The sequence below is a fragment of the Sphingobacterium spiritivorum genome, assembly GCF_016725325.1.
Taxonomy (GTDB): Bacteria; Bacteroidota; Bacteroidia; order Sphingobacteriales; family Sphingobacteriaceae; genus Sphingobacterium.
Genome location: NZ_CP068083.1, coordinates 2,269,438 through 2,285,012 on the forward strand (window position 1 = coordinate 2,269,438; position 15,575 = coordinate 2,285,012).

Annotated in this window: 24 protein-coding genes; 23 read left to right on the top strand and 1 reads right to left on the bottom strand. The window is 39.3% G+C overall.

Going from position 1 to position 15,575, the window contains the following annotated elements; translation table 11 throughout:
• From rplX to I6J02_RS09445, 23 genes are all read left to right on the top strand, one after another.
• On the top strand, positions 1-342 hold the full coding sequence (gene rplX, locus I6J02_RS09335; protein ID WP_002997482.1) for a 50S ribosomal protein L24: 342 nt from the start codon (positions 1-3) through the stop codon (positions 340-342).
• Entirely contained in the window at positions 342-911 is a 570-nt protein-coding gene (gene rplE / locus I6J02_RS09340; protein ID WP_003008519.1) for a 50S ribosomal protein L5, read from the top strand. Before rplX ends, rplE begins: the two co-directional genes overlap by 1 nt.
• A complete protein-coding gene (gene rpsN / locus I6J02_RS09345) occupies positions 904-1,173 on the top strand; it encodes a 30S ribosomal protein S14 (protein ID WP_002997479.1) in 270 nt (89 codons plus the stop codon). Before rplE ends, rpsN begins: the two co-directional genes overlap by 8 nt.
• A gap of 134 nt (positions 1,174-1,307) precedes the next feature.
• Positions 1,308-1,709, top strand: coding sequence for a 30S ribosomal protein S8 (gene rpsH, locus I6J02_RS09350; protein WP_232279786.1), 402 nt, complete (start codon positions 1,308-1,310; stop codon positions 1,707-1,709).
• 20 nt (positions 1,710-1,729) lie between these two features.
• Positions 1,730-2,284 (top strand): 50S ribosomal protein L6, encoded by a 555-nt coding sequence (gene rplF, locus I6J02_RS09355; RefSeq protein ID WP_201681428.1) that lies wholly within the window; start codon positions 1,730-1,732, stop codon positions 2,282-2,284.
• Positions 2,281-2,643, top strand: coding sequence for a 50S ribosomal protein L18 (rplR, locus tag I6J02_RS09360; protein WP_181876008.1), 363 nt, complete (start codon positions 2,281-2,283; stop codon positions 2,641-2,643). The genes rplF and rplR overlap by 4 nt, the downstream gene beginning before the upstream one ends.
• Positions 2,644-2,655: 12 nt before the next feature.
• Positions 2,656-3,174, top strand: coding sequence for a 30S ribosomal protein S5 (gene rpsE / locus I6J02_RS09365; protein ID WP_002997471.1), 519 nt, complete (start codon positions 2,656-2,658; stop codon positions 3,172-3,174).
• Between the two features lie 5 nt (positions 3,175-3,179).
• Positions 3,180-3,359 (top strand): 50S ribosomal protein L30, encoded by a 180-nt coding sequence (gene rpmD / locus I6J02_RS09370; RefSeq protein ID WP_002997468.1) that lies wholly within the window; start codon positions 3,180-3,182, stop codon positions 3,357-3,359.
• A 109-nt stretch (positions 3,360-3,468) separates the two neighbouring features.
• Complete coding sequence (gene rplO / locus I6J02_RS09375) at positions 3,469-3,915, top strand: 50S ribosomal protein L15 (RefSeq protein ID WP_002997464.1); 447 nt, start codon at positions 3,469-3,471, stop codon at positions 3,913-3,915.
• Between the two features lie 3 nt (positions 3,916-3,918).
• Complete coding sequence (gene secY / locus I6J02_RS09380; RefSeq protein WP_002997460.1) at positions 3,919-5,259, top strand: preprotein translocase subunit SecY; 1,341 nt, start codon at positions 3,919-3,921, stop codon at positions 5,257-5,259.
• Positions 5,260-5,270: 11 nt separating this feature from the next.
• The gene (gene map, locus I6J02_RS09385; protein WP_201681429.1) at positions 5,271-6,053 is read left to right on the top strand and encodes a type I methionyl aminopeptidase; all 783 of its coding nucleotides are present in this window, start codon (positions 5,271-5,273) and stop codon (positions 6,051-6,053) included.
• 76 nt (positions 6,054-6,129) lie between these two features.
• Positions 6,130-6,348 carry a translation initiation factor IF-1 gene (gene infA / locus I6J02_RS09390; RefSeq protein ID WP_002997456.1) on the top strand — a complete coding sequence of 73 codons (219 nt, stop codon included), beginning with the start codon at positions 6,130-6,132 and terminating at the stop codon, positions 6,346-6,348.
• A gap of 40 nt (positions 6,349-6,388) precedes the next feature.
• The gene (gene rpmJ, locus I6J02_RS09395) at positions 6,389-6,505 is read left to right on the top strand and encodes a 50S ribosomal protein L36 (protein ID WP_038702005.1); all 117 of its coding nucleotides are present in this window, start codon (positions 6,389-6,391) and stop codon (positions 6,503-6,505) included.
• 27 nt (positions 6,506-6,532) lie between these two features.
• The gene (gene rpsM, locus I6J02_RS09400; protein ID WP_201681430.1) at positions 6,533-6,910 is read left to right on the top strand and encodes a 30S ribosomal protein S13; all 378 of its coding nucleotides are present in this window, start codon (positions 6,533-6,535) and stop codon (positions 6,908-6,910) included.
• Between the two features lie 10 nt (positions 6,911-6,920).
• Entirely contained in the window at positions 6,921-7,310 is a 390-nt protein-coding gene (gene rpsK, locus I6J02_RS09405; protein ID WP_201681431.1) for a 30S ribosomal protein S11, read from the top strand.
• 60 nt (positions 7,311-7,370) lie between these two features.
• Positions 7,371-7,979: a 30S ribosomal protein S4 gene (gene rpsD, locus I6J02_RS09410; protein WP_201681432.1), complete on the top strand. Its 609-nt coding sequence runs from the start codon at positions 7,371-7,373 to the stop codon at positions 7,977-7,979.
• Positions 7,980-8,074: 95 nt separating this feature from the next.
• Positions 8,075-9,067, top strand: a complete 993-nt coding sequence (locus I6J02_RS09415) for a DNA-directed RNA polymerase subunit alpha (RefSeq protein ID WP_003008503.1) — start codon at positions 8,075-8,077, stop codon at positions 9,065-9,067.
• A gap of 222 nt (positions 9,068-9,289) precedes the next feature.
• On the top strand, positions 9,290-9,970 hold the full coding sequence (gene rplQ / locus I6J02_RS21945) for a 50S ribosomal protein L17 (RefSeq protein ID WP_411028015.1): 681 nt from the start codon (positions 9,290-9,292) through the stop codon (positions 9,968-9,970).
• A gap of 147 nt (positions 9,971-10,117) precedes the next feature.
• On the top strand, positions 10,118-11,254 hold the full coding sequence (locus I6J02_RS09425; RefSeq protein ID WP_201681434.1) for an aspartate aminotransferase family protein: 1,137 nt from the start codon (positions 10,118-10,120) through the stop codon (positions 11,252-11,254).
• An 11-nt stretch (positions 11,255-11,265) separates the two neighbouring features.
• Positions 11,266-12,234, top strand: coding sequence for an acetylornithine carbamoyltransferase (locus I6J02_RS09430; protein WP_201681435.1), 969 nt, complete (start codon positions 11,266-11,268; stop codon positions 12,232-12,234).
• A 21-nt stretch (positions 12,235-12,255) separates the two neighbouring features.
• Positions 12,256-13,053 (top strand): acetylglutamate kinase, encoded by a 798-nt coding sequence (gene argB / locus I6J02_RS09435; protein WP_201681436.1) that lies wholly within the window; start codon positions 12,256-12,258, stop codon positions 13,051-13,053.
• A gap of 20 nt (positions 13,054-13,073) precedes the next feature.
• Positions 13,074-13,874 (top strand): pyrroline-5-carboxylate reductase, encoded by an 801-nt coding sequence (gene proC / locus I6J02_RS09440; RefSeq protein ID WP_201681437.1) that lies wholly within the window; start codon positions 13,074-13,076, stop codon positions 13,872-13,874.
• Complete coding sequence (locus I6J02_RS09445; RefSeq protein ID WP_201681438.1) at positions 13,867-14,937, top strand: M20 family metallo-hydrolase; 1,071 nt, start codon at positions 13,867-13,869, stop codon at positions 14,935-14,937. The genes proC and I6J02_RS09445 overlap by 8 nt, the downstream gene beginning before the upstream one ends.
• A gap of 51 nt (positions 14,938-14,988) precedes the next feature.
• Here the strand turns inward: I6J02_RS09445 and I6J02_RS09450 are convergent, their stop codons facing one another.
• Complete coding sequence (locus I6J02_RS09450; protein ID WP_002997421.1) at positions 14,989-15,462, bottom strand: Lrp/AsnC ligand binding domain-containing protein; 474 nt, start codon at positions 15,460-15,462, stop codon at positions 14,989-14,991.
• Between the last annotated feature and the right edge of the window lie 113 nt (positions 15,463-15,575).

The following is a 15,575-nucleotide window of genomic DNA, read 5'->3' on the forward strand; positions in this document are numbered from 1 at the left end:
ATGGCACAGAAAACAAAAACAACTCACAAAATCAAGATTAAAAAAGGTGATTTAGTGAAAGTTATCGCTGGTAACTCTAAAGGTGTTCAAGGAAAAGTATTACAAATTTTGGTGGATGCTAACAGAGCTGTAGTAGAAGGCGCTAACATCGTTAAAAAACACACTAAACCAAGTGCGGCTAACCCTAATGGTGGTATCATCGAGAAAGAAGCAGGTATTCATATCTCTAACTTAGCGTTGATCGATCCTAAAACCGGAGCACCTACACGTGTAGGCCGTAAGGTTAATGAAGATGGAAAAATTGTTCGTGTAGCAAAAAAATCAGGGGAGGAAATTAAATAATGACTTACGTACCAAGATTAAAAGTGAAATATGCGGATGAGATCCGTACTGCACTTAAAGAAAAATTTCAGTATAAAAGCGTTATGCAAGTTCCTAAACTTGAAAAAATCGTTATCTCACAAGGTATCGGTGGCGCTACTGCTGACAAAAAGTTAATTGATAATGCTATCGCTGAGTTAACCCTTATTTCAGGTCAACAGGCAGTTGCAACTAAATCGAAGAAAGATATCTCAAACTTCAAATTGCGTAAAGGTATGCCTATCGGCGCACGTGTTACTTTACGTGACAACAACATGTTTGAGTTCTTAGATCGTTTGATCGCTGTATCTCTTCCTCGTATCCGTGACTTCCGTGGTATCAATGATAAAGGTTTCGACGGTAGAGGTAACTACAACTTAGGTATCACTGAACAAATCATCTTCCCTGAGATCAATATTGATAGAATCAATAAAATCCAAGGTATGGATATCACATTTGTGACTAGTGCAAATACTGATGTTGAAGCTCTTGAATTGCTTAAACAATTCGGTTTACCATTCAAAAATCAAAATACGAACAACAATGGCTAAAGAAGGATTAAAAGCACGCGAAGTAAAACGTGCAAAATTGGTAGCAAAATATGCTGATAAACGCGCTGCCCTTAAAGCAGCCGGAGATTACGAAGCATTAGATAAATTGCCAAAGAATGCTTCTCCGGTACGTTTACACAACCGTTGTAAACTAACTGGACGTCCTAAAGGATATATGCGTCAATTCGGTATCTCTCGTGTAACTTTCCGTGAGATGGCGTTAGACGGAAAAATCCCGGGGGTAAAAAAAGCTTCTTGGTAATCAAAAAAAATATTTACTTTTGCCCCGGTAAACCGTAAACTGGTTTACCAGGGTTTTTTGTTTTGCATTTTTTAACCGACAAAAGGTCTAGGACTTGGAAGAGTCTGTGGAAACCATTGTCACAATTTTATTATATAATGAATACAGATCCAATAGCGGATTACCTTACACGAGTAAGGAATGCCATCAAGGCCAACCACAGGGTTGTTGAAATTCCTGCATCGAACCTTAAGAAAGAAATTACCAAAGTTCTTTTCGACAAAGGTTACATTGCTAACTACAAATTCGAAGACAGTGCAGTTCAGGGAACAATCAAAATTGCATTGAAGTACAATCCAATTAGCAAAATTCCGGCTATTCGCACATTGACTCGTGTGAGTAAACCTGGTTTAAGAAAGTATGCAAGTGTTGACAACTTACCTCGTGTTTTGAACGGACTGGGTATCGCGATCTTATCTACTTCTAAAGGAGTAATGACAGATAAAGAAGCCCGTGTTCAGAATGTTGGCGGAGAAGTTTTATGTTACGTTTATTAATCTAGGAAAAACACACAGAGATGTCAAGAATTGGAAAAGCGCCTGTCGCTATACCTGCTGGAGTAACTGTTGCGGTATCTGACAAAAATTTAGTTACTGTAAAAGGCCCAAAAGGTGAATTATCACAACAAATTGATCGTGACATTAAAGTTGCTCAGGAAGATGGTAACATCGTAGTAACTCGTCCAACAGATCAGAAAAAACACAAAGCATTACACGGATTGTACCGTTCTTTATTGAACAACATGGTAATCGGTGTTACAGAAGGTTACAAAACTACACAAGAGTTAGTCGGTGTGGGTTACCGTGCTTCAAGTAATGGTAATACATTAGAGTTAACATTAGGTTTCTCTCACCAGATCGTTTTTGTATTGCCACAGGAAATTAAAGTATCAACTACTGCTGAGAAAGGTAAAAACCCTACTATCACATTAGAATCTATCGACAAACAACTGATCGGTCAAGTTGCAGCGAAAATCCGTAGCTTCCGTGCACCAGAGCCATACAAAGGTAAAGGTATCAAGTTTGAAGGTGAAGTTTTAAGAAGAAAAGCAGGTAAATCAGCTAAAAAATAATAACCATGGCAGGACATAAATCAAGTCGCAGAGAGCGAATCAAAAAAGGAATAAGAAAACACCTTGCTGGATCAGCTGAGCGTCCACGCTTATCAGTTTTTAGAAGTAACAAAGGTATCTATGCTCAAATCATCGATGACGTAGCAGGCGTAACATTAGTTTCGGCTTCAAGCGCATCTAAAGATTTCGCAGCATCAGGTAACAAAGTAGATCAATCTAAAGCTGTTGGTAAATTGGTGGCTGAAAAAGCAGTCGCAGCAGGTATTAATAAAGTAGTTTTTGACCGTAATGGGTACTTATACCATGGCCGTATCAAATCTTTGGCTGAAGGTGCTCGCGAAGGCGGTTTAGACTTTTAATCAAAAGAAGAAATGGCATTAAGCAATATAAAAAGAGTAAAATCAAGCGAGATTGAACTAAAAGATCGCTTAGTAAGTATCCAACGTGTAGCAAAAGTTACTAAAGGTGGTCGTACTTTTAGTTTCTCAGCTATCGTAGTAGTTGGTGATGAAAACGGTATCGTAGGATACGGACTTGGTAAAGCTAAAGAGGTAACTGAAGCAATTACTAAAGGTATCGATGACGCTAAAAAGAACCTGGTAAAAGTTCCTATCATCAAAGGTACTGTACCTCACCCTCAGTATGGTAAATACTCAGGTGGTTCAGTATTGATCAAACCAGCAGTTCACGGTACAGGAGTACTAGCCGGTGGTGCTATGCGTGCAGTATTGGAGAGTGCGGGTATCACAGACGTATTGGCAAAATCATTAGGTTCTTCTAACCCACATAACGTGGTAAAAGCAACTGTTGACGCTTTAGCTAATATGCGTGATGCATATACAGTGGCACAGCACCGCGGTGTCGATTTAAATAAAGTATTTAACGGTTAATTATCATGGCAAAAATCAAAATCACCCAGATAAAGAGCGTTATCGACAGAAGCGAGCGCCAAAAGAAAACTATTGAGGCATTAGGTTTGAAACGTATCAACCACTCAGTAGAAGTAGAAGCTACGCCATCCATCATCGGAATGGTAAGAAAAGTGAATCACTTAGTAGCTATCGAAGCAATTTAATTTTGACTTTGGAAAGAGCATCACACTCTTTCCATTGCATTTTTATTTATTATCTCATCGTTAGGACCTGTTTAGTGAGAGCGAAGGCCTGACACAATTTAGTTTTAAAATGAACTTAAGTAATTTAAGACCAGCAAAGGGTTCAGTAAAGAGTAGCAAACGTATCGGTCGTGGTACAGGATCAGGCCGTGGTGGTACATCTACACGTGGTCACAAAGGAGCGGGTTCCCGTTCTGGTCACAGTACTAAAATCGGTTTTGAAGGTGGTCAAATGCCTTTACAACGTCGTGTTCCTAAATTTGGTTTCAAAAACATTAACCGCGTAGAGTACAATGGTGTAAACCTTGACGCTGTACAGGCTCTGATTGAGAAATTCAATTTGACAACTGTAGACTTTGAAGCATTAGTAGCTCACGGTTTAGCATCTAAAAATGATAAAGTAAAAATTTTAGGTCGTGGTGAGTTAACAGCTAAAGTTGAAGTTAAAGCACACGCTTTCTCCGCTACTGCTCAAAAAGCTATTGAAGCAGCTGGTGGTTCTATCGTTAAACTTTAATACATGAAGAAACTAATCACAACCTTAACCAATATTTGGAAAATTGAAGATCTGCGCAATCGTATCCTGAATACATTGCTTTTTCTTCTGATTTACCGTGTTGGATGTCATATAGTATTACCAGGAGTTAACCCTGCTGCTTTAGCTTCAGGCCACAAAGAAGGCCTTTTAGGGTTGTTGGATATGTTTGCGGGAGGATCATTCTCCCGTTCAGCTATTTTTGCTCTCGGAGTAATGCCTTATATCTCGGCATCCATCGTTGTCCAGTTACTGGGCATTGCTGTACCTTATTTCCAGAAAATGCAAAAGGAAGGAGAGTCTGGTCGTAAAAAAATGAACCAGATTACTCGTTATCTGACATTGGCAATCACGCTTGTTCAGGCTGTCGCTTATGTGAAAACGCAAATCGAACCAGGTGCAAGAATAATTGCTGATCCGATGTTTACGATCCTTTCTACTTTTGTTTTGACTGCAGGTACTTTATTCGTGATGTGGCTCGGGGAGAAAATTACGGATAAAGGTATCGGTAATGGTATCTCATTGATTATCATGGCAGGTATTATTGCACAATTACCAAGTGGTATTACAGCAGAATGGGTAACGCGTATGAGCCCTAACGGTGGTGGACCTATTCCATTGTTGTTGGAGTTCCTTGCTTTATTCTTTGTTGTTATATTTACCATTTTGATTGTTCAGGGTGTTCGTAAGATACCTGTACAATATGCTAAGAAAATCGTAGGTAACAAGCAAGTAGGTGGTGTAAGACAGTACATTCCTTTGAAAGTGAATGCGGCTGGTGTAATGCCAATCATTTTCGCTCAGGCGATCATGTTTGTGCCTATGTCATTAAGCCAGTTTTTCCCTGGTATGCAATCGGACTTTTTAACTTCTTTAAGTAACTATACTTCTGTAGCGTATAATGTGACTTTTGCAGTGTTGATCATTGCGTTTACATTCTTCTATACAGCGATCATGGTTAACCCTCAGCAAATGTCTGAGGATATGAAGAAAAACGGAGGATTCATTCCCGGAATCAAACCTGGATATGATACAAACCTGTATATCGACAGAGTGATTTCTAATATCACTTTCCCGGGTGCAGTGTTTCTTGCTATCATTGCAATATTGCCGGCAATTGCGAGTTTATTTGGAATCAATAATCAATTTGCCCACTTCTATGGAGGTACGTCATTGTTGATTTTGGTTGGTGTGGTATTGGATACTTTGCAACAGATCGAAAGCCATTTGTTAATGCGTCATTACGATGGATTGATGAAAACAGGCCGTATCAAAGGACGTTCTACGTCTGCGACGGTTGAAGGTATTGATCAGTCAGCAATATAATTTTCTTTAGCATGTCTAAAGTATATTACAAATCAGAGGAAGAAATAGAGCAGGTGCGTAAATCAGCAGATGTGCTGTCGCAGTTGCTTGGTGAAGTAGCCAAGGTTATCAAACCTGGTATCACCACCTTATCTCTTGATAAATTAGCTTATGATTTTATCCATGATAATGGAGGGACGCCAGCGTTTCTAAATTATCATGGATTCCCATACTCACTTTGTATTTCTGTTAACGATCAGATTGTTCACGGATTCCCGAGTGAGTACGTCATAAAAGACGGTGATTTGGTTTCTGTCGATGGAGGTGTAAACCTCAATGGTTTTATCAGCGATTCTGCTTATACTTTCGGAGTCGGTGAGATCAGTGCAGAAGCTCAGCAGCTGTTGGATGTGACAAAGGAATCATTAAATCGCGGAGTTGCGCAGGCAGTGGCGGGAAAACGAGTAGGAGATATCTCTTCAGCAGTTCAGGAATATGTCGCTCCTTATAACTATGGTATTGTCAAAGAACTGGTAGGTCATGGTGTGGGATTCCACCTGCATGAAAAACCTGAAGTGCCAAACTATGGTAAAAGAGGATCCGGACCTAAATTAGAACAAGGATTGGTCATTTGTATCGAACCGATGATTAATGCAGGAAAGGCCGGAGTGAAATTCTGGGATGATGGCTGGACAGTGAGTACTGTCGACGGAAAGTTATCCGCGCACTTTGAACAAATGGTGGCAATACGTAAGGGAGAACCTGATGTGTTGTTGACATTTGAACATGTAGAGAAAGTTTTGAACAAAAAGTAATTGATTTACAATTATTTTTATTTATCTTTGCACTCCTGTTTGTGCAGGCTATTTAACAGTTAATAATCAAGAATATATGGCTAAACAAGCCTCAATAGAACAAGATGGAATAATTAGAGAGGCACTTTCTAATGCAATGTTCAGAGTAGAGTTGGAAAATGGGCATGAGATTATTGCTCACATTTCAGGTAAAATGCGGATGCATTATATCAAAATTCTTCCTGGAGATAAAGTAAAATTAGAAATGTCTCCTTACGATTTAACTAAAGGACGTATTACTTACCGTTACAAATAGGTAATACAGGCTTGGTTTACAGCTTTTAAAAATATAGATCATGAAAGTAAGAGCATCAATAAAAAAACGCAGCGCGGATTGCAAAATCATCCGTCGTAAAGGAAAAGTTTTTGTAATTAACAAAAAGAACCCTAAGTACAAGCAACGTCAAGGGTAATTATTAAAAATAATCGCTTAATAATATATGGCAAGGATAGCAGGTATAGATTTACCTAAAAACAAAAGAGGTGTGATCGGCCTTACTTATATTTTCGGTATTGGTCGCCAAACAGCGACTTATATCTTAGATAAGACAGGAATCAGTGAGGACGTTAAAGTTCAGGACTGGAATGACGATCAATTAGCAGCAATCCGTACAATCATCAATGACGAATTGAAGGTTGAAGGTGCTTTACGTTCAGAAGTTCAATTGAACATCAAACGTCTGATGGATATCGGTTGTTACCGTGGATTACGTCACCGTAAACATTTACCTGTTCGTGGTCAACGTACTAAAAACAACACACGTACCCGTAAAGGTAAACGTAAGACAGTTGCAAACAAGAAAAAAGCTACTAAATAATAATTAAGAAATGGCTAAAACTAAAAAAGCTACAAAAAAACGTATCGTTGTTATTGAGTCTGTTGGTCAAGCTCACATTAACGCAACGTTCAACAATATCATTGTAACTTTGACAAACAACCAAGGTCAGACTATTTCTTGGTCAAGCGCTGGTAAGATGGGCTTCAGAGGTTCTAAAAAGAACACTCCGTATGCAGCTTCTCAAGCAGCTTCTGACTGTGGTAAAGTTGCGCATGACCTGGGATTGCGTAAAGTTGAAGTATTCGTTAAAGGACCTGGTGCAGGACGTGAGTCTGCAATCAGAACATTACAAACTGTAGGAATCGATGTGACTACTATCAAAGATATCACTCCACTTCCACACAACGGTTGTCGTCCTCCAAAACGTAGAAGAGTATAATAATTTTAAAGATAAGATTCGTCAGCTATAGGTTGACTGATACTTTAAACGAAACAAAAAATGGCTAGATATACAGGACCTAAGTCCAAAATTGCCCGTAAATTCAGAGAGCCGATCTTCGGCCCGGATAAAGCGCTAGAAAAGAAAAATTATCCTCCAGGCCAACACGGTCCATCAAAGCGCAGAGGAAAACAATCTGAATATGCTATTCAGTTGTTAGAGAAACAAAAAGCAAAATACACTTACGGTGTATTAGAGCGTCAGTTTTCAAACTTATTCGTGAAAGCTGCAGCTAAACATGGTATTACAGGTGAGAACTTCTTGAAATTATTAGAAGCTCGTTTAGATAACACTGTATACCGTTTAGGTATCGCTCCTACTCGTGCTGCTGCCCGTCAGTTAGTATCTCACAAGCACATCACTGTAAATGGTGGTGTTGTTAATATCCCTTCATACAGTCTGCGTCCAGGTGATGTGATCGCTGTACGTGAACGTTCACAGTCTTTAGAAGCTGTAACTACTTCAATAGAAGGTAGAAAGATTAACAAATTTGCTTGGTTAGAGTGGAATGCAAATGAGTTCAAAGGTACTTTTTTAAGTTACCCTGAAAGAACTGATATTCCAGAGAACATCAAAGAGAACTTAATCGTAGAGTTATACTCTAAATAATAAATAAAGATAGGATCATGCATAATCATACGGTTATGCATTATCCTGTTTGTATACATAAGTATTATTACAAATAAAACTTTAATAGAAATTAAATGGCAATTTTAGCATTTCAAAGACCGGATAAAGTTATCATGCAAAAATCAACTGATTTTGATGGTACGTTCGAATTTCGTCCATTAGAACCAGGATTTGGCGTGACAATTGGTAATGCTTTGCGCCGTATTTTATTGTCCTCATTAGAAGGATATGCAATTACGTCGATAAGGTTTTCAGGAGTTTCTCATGAATTTTCTACTATTAAAGGTGTAGTAGAAGATGTAACTGAGATTATCTTGAACTTGAAGCAGGTTCGTTTCAAAAAGACTGGTGAACAAGGTGATAGCGAAAAAATATTTGTAGTAATCAATGGGCAAGAGCAATTCTTAGCCGGCGATATCACTAAATTCTCTAACAATTTTACAGTTCTTAATCCTGATTTTGTTGTTTGCAACATGGATAGCTCTGTAACTATTGAAGTTGAATTGAGCGTTGCTAAGGGACGTGGATATGTTAATGCTGAGGAGAATAAAGTAACGGACGGACCAGTAGGTCTGATCGCGATCGACTCTATCTTTACTCCGATTAAGAATGTTAAATATACCATTGAGAACTACCGTGTAGAACAAAAAACTGACTACGAGAAATTGTTGTTAGACATCACTACTGATGGTTCTATTCACCCAGAGGATGCTTTGAAAGAAGCAGCTAAGATTTTGATCCAACACTTCATGTTATTCTCTGACGAGAATATGCTATTGGAATCTCAAACAAAAGAAGAGACTAAAGTAGTAGACGAAGAAATCTTACATATGCGTAAGATCCTTAAAACTGAATTAGTAGATCTTGATCTTTCAGTTCGTGCATTGAACTGTCTTAAAGCTGCTGATATTCGCACATTAGCAGAGTTAGTTACATACGACGTTGCTGATATGTTGAAATTCAGAAACTTTGGTAAAAAATCTTTAAGCGAAATCCAGGAATTGGTAAAATCGAAAGGTTTATCATTCGGAATGAACTTGTCTAAATTCAAGTTAGACGAAGAATAATAATTAATTTAAATTAAGCGACCTGTTGCATAATTCCCCTTAGCGGGATGGATGAGCCGGAGGTACCTTAAAAGATAATTCATACAAGAGTCTTTTTAGGATTCCGGGTCTTTATTCAGAAAAAGGACGGTATGCACAAACAACATTAAAAAAATGAGACACGGAAAAAAAGTAAACCACTTAGGCCGCACTGATAGCCATAGAAAAGCGTTATTAGCAAACATGGCTACATCATTGATCAAACACAAACGTATTACTACTACTTTGGCTAAAGCTAAAGCTTTACGTACTTATGTTGAGCCTTTGATCACAAAATCAAAAGACGATACAACTCACTCACGTCGTACAGTTTTCTCTTACCTGAAAGATAAAGATGCTGTCACTATCTTATTCCGTGAGATCTCTGAGAAAGTAGCAAATCGTCCGGGTGGTTACACTCGTATCATCAAAATGGAAAATCGTCTGGGTGATAATGCTGAAATGGCATTCATCGAGTTGGTAGACTACAATGAAGTATACGGTGCAACAGCTGCTACGGAAAAGAAAACTACTCGTCGTCGTGGTGGTAAGAAAAAAACTGAAGGTGCAGAAGGTGCTACTGAAGAAAAACCAACAGCGAAAAAAGCTGCTAAAGCAGAAGTTAAAGCTGATGATTTGACTATCGTAGAAGGTATCGGTCCTAAGATCGCTGAGATCTTGGTAGGTGCAGGTATCGACACATTTGCTAAATTAGCTTCAGCAGAAGTTTCTAAAATCGAAGAATTACTGGCTGAAGCTGGTTCGAACTACAACACTGCAGTTCCTACTACATGGCCTGAGCAGGCACAATTAGCTGCTGATGGTAAATTCGAAGAATTGGAAAAACTTAAAGCAGAATTGGACGGCGGTAAAAAAGCTGAATAATTTTAAGCCATAACGGTACATAAAAAAGTCCTCTTATATTCAAGAGGACTTTTTTTGTGTCTTTAATTGTCCTCAATTAGTTTTTACTTATTTATATTTGTATCTCATTCTGGGGTGGGTACATCCTTATTTTTACTTAAATCATAAATGGACTTATTTAACGTTTATCCCATTAATCCGATCAACATCGTAAAGGCACAAGGTTCTACGGTGTGGGATGCAGCAGGAAATGCTTATTTAGATCTGTATGGTGGACATGCAGTCATTTCTATTGGACACACTCATCCACATTATGTGCGACGATTGACGGATCAGCTTAATGAGATAGGTTTTTATTCCAATTCTGTCGAAATCCCGATTCAAAAAGAACTGGCTCGCTTACTGGGAGAAATATCCGGCAAATCAGACTATCATCTGTTCTTATGTAATTCAGGAGCTGAGGCAAATGAAAATGCATTAAAACTGGCTTCATTCTATAATAAACGCAAAAAGATAATCTCTTTCACGAAAGCATTTCACGGGCGTACGTCTCTGGCAGTGGCTGCTACGGACAATCCGAATATCGTGGCTCCGGTGAATGAAACAGATAATGTGGTATTTCTTCCATTTAATGATGAGCAGGCACTGCAACAGGCTTTTGACTCCTTTGGTGAAGAAATATCTTCTGTGATAATAGAAGGCATACAAGGCGTTGGCGGTATACAGGAAGCTTCTGTTCCATTCCTGAGATTGATCAGATCTTTATGTGATCAGCATAATGCGGTATTCATCGCAGATGCAGTACAGTGTGGTTATGGACGTACAGGATCTTTTTATTCTCATGACTATGCAGGTATTGATGCTGATATATATACAATGGCCAAAGGTATGGGAAATGGTTTTCCGATAGGAGCGATCAGCATTGCTCCGAAGTTTAAAGCTGTCTTTGGGATGTTAGGGACAACTTTCGGTGGAAATCATCTTGCATGTGCAGCTGCAGTGGCTGTGCTTGAAGTAATAAAACAGGATAACCTGTTAAAAAATGCAGCGGAAATAGGTCAGTATCTGATAACGGAACTGAAAAAAATAGACAGAATCAAAGAAGTAAGAGGAAGAGGGTTAATGATCGGTATAGATCTTCCGGAAGATCTATCGACACTCAAAAAAGAACTTCTGGAAAAGGAAAAAATCTTTACCGGTGAAGCTAAACCAAACGTAATCCGTTTACTTCCGGCATTGAATATAACAAAAGCGCATGCTGATCAATTTTTGGAAGCATTTGATAGAAGATTAAAAGCCCTTTAGAATAATAGCATATGAACAAGTTTTTTTCAGTAGACGATATTCCGAATCTCTCCGAGGCTGTTAAGGAAGCATTAGCACTAAAGGCTAATCCAAATGCCAATGAAGATCTGGGAAGACATAAAACACTGGGTTTAGTTTTTTTAAATCCAAGTTTACGTACCCGTTTGAGTACCCAAAAAGCAGCAATGAATCTGGGTATGAATGTCATGGTCATGAATATGGACAAAGATGGCTGGGCTCTGGAGACACAGGATGGTGTTGTGATGAATGGTACTACAGTAGAGCATATCCGTGAAGCTGCTGCAGTTATGGGTGAATACTGTGATATCTTGGGGCTGCGTTCTTTTCCTAAGTTGAAAGACAGAAAAGAAGATTACAGCGAAGATCTGTTCAGCAAGTTTATGAAATATTGTGCTGTACCCGTTGTTTCGTTGGAAAGTGCAACCAGACACCCTTTACAAAGTCTGACGGATTTGATTACGATCGTAGAGCATTGGAACAAGCCGGGTAAACCGAAAGTCGTGTTGACATGGGCACCCCATGTAAAAGCATTGCCACAGGCTGTCCCTAATTCTTTTGCGGAATGGATGTGCAGAGCTCAGGAAGAAGGTCTGCTGGACTTTACAGTTGTACAACCGGAAGGTTATCAGCTGGCCAAAGAATTTACGGAAGGAGCTACCATCTCTACCAATCTTAAAGAAAGTCTCAAAGATGCAGACTTTGTATATGTCAAGAACTGGTCTTCTTATGAAGATTACGGCAAGGTATATCCTATAGAAGAAGACTGGATGATGGATAACAAGAAGTTGAAGCTTACAAATGATGCGAAGGTAATGCATTGCCTTCCGGTAAGACGGGACCTTGAACTGTCTTCCGAGATTTTAGACGGTCCCAATTCACTTGTTATTAAAGAAGCAAGCAACAGAGTATGGGCTGCTCAGGTGGTTATCAAAAGAATGTTGGAAAATTTAAAGAAATAAAACGAAAGCAATAAGTAGACTATGGGGGTTAGTACGCTGAATATTATAAAGATTGGTGGTAATGTAATAGATAATGAGCAGGATCTGAATGATTTTTTAGAAAAATTCTCTGCGTTATCCGGAAAAAAAATATTAGTACACGGTGGTGGAAAGATCGCTACAAGATTAGCAGCAGATTTAGGTATTGAAGCTAATCTGATTGATGGCAGAAGAGTGACTGACGCTGAAATGCTGAAAATCGTTACAATGGTTTATGCAGGTCTTACGAATAAGTCCATTGTCTCTAAACTGCAGAATTTGAATTGTGATGCATTGGGGCTTAGCGGTGCTGACGGAGATACGATCCGCACGATGAAACGCCCTGTCAAAGACATTGATTATGGATTTGTGGGCGATATCATGCACGATTCGATCAATACAGCTTCTATAAAGAAAGTACTGGAAGCGGGGTTTGTGCCCGTTTTCTCCGCAATCACACACAATGGTGTCGGGCAGTTGCTGAATACCAATGCGGATACCATTGCATCCGCTTTGGCCGTTGCATTGGCAGATTTGTATGAGACTTCACTCATTTATTGTTTTGAAAAAAATGGCGTATTACGCGATGTGACAGATGAAAACTCTGTTTTTGAACGTATAAATGCTAAGGATTTTGAACAACTTAAAAAAGAAGGCGTTATTCATACCGGAATGATCCCTAAATTGCAGAATGCGTTTGATGCTATCCGTAAAGGTGTAAAGCATGTATACGTTGGCAATGCAAATAATCTGCATCTGTTTCAGCAGAGTCATTTCGGGACTTGTCTGGTCGCTAAATAAGAAAAAATCAACCTACAACCATGAGTAAAATAACAATTATCGGAACAGGAAATATCGGGCTTTCCCTTGCAAAGGGACTCGTTAAATCAGGCGCTTATCCGGCTTCTGATATTACTTTGACGAGAAGATCGTTGTCCGCACTGGATAAGGAAAAACAGGAAGGATTCGGAGTGAGTGATAATAATGCTGCAGCTGTTGAAGCAGCAGATATCGTAGTTCTTGCCGTCCTGCCTCAGCAACTCAGGAAAGTGATGGAGGAGCTCGAACCGACTATTGGTGCTCACCAGCTTATAGTTTCTGTCGTATCAGGTGTTTCCTGTGCAGACGTGAAAGCAATATTAGGCAGTACTATACCTGTGGTACGTGCTATGCCCAATACAGCAATAGCTATCGGGCAGTCTATGACTTGTATTGCTACCGATAATGCCAGCGAACAACAGTTGGAGCAGGTACAGCAACTCTTCGAAACAGTAGGTGCTGTTGTTGTTATCAATGAAGATCTGATGACCTCTGCCACAGCTTTGTGCGCATGTGGTATTGCGTTTTTCCTGCGTAGTATACGTGCCGCATCTCAGGGAGGTGTAGAAATAGGATTTCATGCACATGACGCATTAAAAATGGCAATTCAGACAGCCAAAGGTGCTGCTGATCTTTTACTGCAGACACAAAATCACCCCGAAAGTGAGATAGATAAAGTAACCAGTCCTAAAGGCTGTACAATAGCCGGATTGAACGAGATGGAACACAATGGATTCAGTTCTGCTTTTATAAAAGGAATAAAGCTTTCTGCTGCTAAAGCAGGAGGATTATATAATGAGTGATATGCTGACGACGCTGATCGATAACAGTATTAATCTGCTGCAGGAGCTGATTCGAATTCCGTCTTTAAGTAAGGAAGAGGCTGATACAGCAGATCATATTCAACGCTATTTAGAGTCATACGCTGTAAAAACGCACCGGAAGGGAAATAATATCTGGGCATATAACCGCTTTTACGATGCCGCTAAGCCCACTATTTTACTGAATTCACACCATGATACGGTAAAACCGAATCCTGGGTATTCCAGAGATCCTTTTCAGGCTGAAATTAGTGATGATAAACTGTTTGGTCTGGGAAGTAACGATGCAGGAGGATGTTTGGTGTCATTGATCGCTGTATTCCTTCATTATCATGAGCAAAAAGATCTCAGATACAATTTTTGTCTAGCTGCGACTGCAGAAGAAGAAATCTCAGGACTCAACGGAATATCTGCTATTGTGGACGATTTGGGGAGGCTGGAGTTTGCAATAGTTGGCGAACCTACACTTATGGATCTTGCTATTACCGAAAAGGGGTTAATGGTGCTGGATTGCGAGGCACAGGGTGTAGCCGGACATGCTGCAAGAGAAGAAGGTGTAAATGCTATTTACGAAGCTATGCCGGATATGGAATGGTTCAGAACCTTCCGTTTCCCGAAAGAATCGGACAGTCTGGGGCCTGTTAAGATGTCAGTTACTCAGATTAATGCCGGTTCTCAACATAATGTAGTGCCCTCAACTTGTTCTTTTGTGGTTGATGTGCGGACTACGGATGCTTACAGTAATGAGGAGACGCTGGCTATTATTCAGCAACATGTAAAATCATCTGTCAAAGCAAGATCTACACGTCTTACATCTTCTTTTATTTCTAAAGATCATCCGGTTGTGAAAGCCGGGATAGCATTGGGACGTAATACATACGGATCTCCGACGATGAGCGATCAGGCATTATTGCGTATACCTTCTTTAAAACTTGGACCCGGAGACTCTGCCCGTTCGCACATGGCAGACGAATATATTTATGTATATGAAATAGAGCAGGGTATTCCCCTCTATATACAGATATTAGATCAAATCGTACATTAAAAAAATAGCGCCACTAATACTAATGGCGCTATTTTAATATATCCCTTTTACTTAGATCAGACTGATCTGTCTTTTAATGCTTTCCTCAAGAGAGATAATAGTCTCTGTACGCTGAATACCTTTTACAGATTGAATGTCCTCATTCAGAACCTTACGCAAGTGACCGGTATCACGGCAGATAATTTTCGCGAAGATACTGTATTGACCTGTACAATAATGTAATTCAACTACTTCTTTGATTTTTTTCAATTGTTCTACAGCATCGGCATATTGAGATCCTTTATCCAGATAAATACCTAAAAATGCAGTGATATCAAAACCTACTTTTTGAGGATTGATAATCAGATTAGAACCACGGATGATTCCAAGTTCTTCCATTTTTTTCATACGAACGTGTATGGTACCGCCCGAAACAATTAATTTTTTAGCTATTTCAGTGTACGGAATCGAAGCGTCTTCCATTAATATGGACAAGATCTGGATGTCTAGTGTATCTAAATCGTAGTTGGAATAATTATTTTCCATAAATCCTGTATTTGTGTTTAAAATATGTCTTTGTTAAGATCTTTTTATATATGACAGGATGAAAGTTGGTAGATTTCTCCGGCTTTCATCACAATTAAATTGTAAGTTTTTCA

Excerpts from the sequence above, each read along its gene's own strand:
- proC (WP_201681437.1), top strand. The coding sequence starts at position 13,074 with ATGAGTAAAATAACAATTATCGGAACAGGAAATATCGGGCTTTCCCTT.
- rplE (WP_003008519.1), top strand. The coding sequence starts at position 342 with ATGACTTACGTACCAAGATTAAAAGTGAAATATGCGGATGAGATCCGT.
- secY (WP_002997460.1), top strand. The coding sequence starts at position 3,919 with ATGAAGAAACTAATCACAACCTTAACCAATATTTGGAAAATTGAAGAT.
- rpmD (WP_002997468.1), top strand. The coding sequence starts at position 3,180 with ATGGCAAAAATCAAAATCACCCAGATAAAGAGCGTTATCGACAGAAGC.
- rplO (WP_002997464.1), top strand. The coding sequence starts at position 3,469 with ATGAACTTAAGTAATTTAAGACCAGCAAAGGGTTCAGTAAAGAGTAGC.
- rplF (WP_201681428.1), top strand. The coding sequence starts at position 1,730 with ATGTCAAGAATTGGAAAAGCGCCTGTCGCTATACCTGCTGGAGTAACT.
- rplX (WP_002997482.1), top strand. The coding sequence starts at position 1 with ATGGCACAGAAAACAAAAACAACTCACAAAATCAAGATTAAAAAAGGT.
- I6J02_RS09425 (WP_201681434.1), top strand. The coding sequence starts at position 10,118 with ATGGACTTATTTAACGTTTATCCCATTAATCCGATCAACATCGTAAAG.
- I6J02_RS09415 (WP_003008503.1), top strand. The coding sequence starts at position 8,075 with ATGGCAATTTTAGCATTTCAAAGACCGGATAAAGTTATCATGCAAAAA.
- infA (WP_002997456.1), top strand. The coding sequence starts at position 6,130 with ATGGCTAAACAAGCCTCAATAGAACAAGATGGAATAATTAGAGAGGCA.
- I6J02_RS09445 (WP_201681438.1), top strand. The coding sequence starts at position 13,867 with ATGAGTGATATGCTGACGACGCTGATCGATAACAGTATTAATCTGCTG.
- I6J02_RS09430 (WP_201681435.1), top strand. The coding sequence starts at position 11,266 with ATGAACAAGTTTTTTTCAGTAGACGATATTCCGAATCTCTCCGAGGCT.
- rpsM (WP_201681430.1), top strand. The coding sequence starts at position 6,533 with ATGGCAAGGATAGCAGGTATAGATTTACCTAAAAACAAAAGAGGTGTG.
- rpsD (WP_201681432.1), top strand. The coding sequence starts at position 7,371 with ATGGCTAGATATACAGGACCTAAGTCCAAAATTGCCCGTAAATTCAGA.
- rpsN (WP_002997479.1), top strand. The coding sequence starts at position 904 with ATGGCTAAAGAAGGATTAAAAGCACGCGAAGTAAAACGTGCAAAATTG.
- map (WP_201681429.1), top strand. The coding sequence starts at position 5,271 with ATGTCTAAAGTATATTACAAATCAGAGGAAGAAATAGAGCAGGTGCGT.
- I6J02_RS09450 (WP_002997421.1), bottom strand. The coding sequence starts at position 15,462 with ATGGAAAATAATTATTCCAACTACGATTTAGATACACTAGACATCCAG.
- rpmJ (WP_038702005.1), top strand. The coding sequence starts at position 6,389 with ATGAAAGTAAGAGCATCAATAAAAAAACGCAGCGCGGATTGCAAAATC.
- rpsK (WP_201681431.1), top strand. The coding sequence starts at position 6,921 with ATGGCTAAAACTAAAAAAGCTACAAAAAAACGTATCGTTGTTATTGAG.
- rpsE (WP_002997471.1), top strand. The coding sequence starts at position 2,656 with ATGGCATTAAGCAATATAAAAAGAGTAAAATCAAGCGAGATTGAACTA.
- rplQ (WP_411028015.1), top strand. The coding sequence starts at position 9,290 with ATGGCTACATCATTGATCAAACACAAACGTATTACTACTACTTTGGCT.
- argB (WP_201681436.1), top strand. The coding sequence starts at position 12,256 with ATGGGGGTTAGTACGCTGAATATTATAAAGATTGGTGGTAATGTAATA.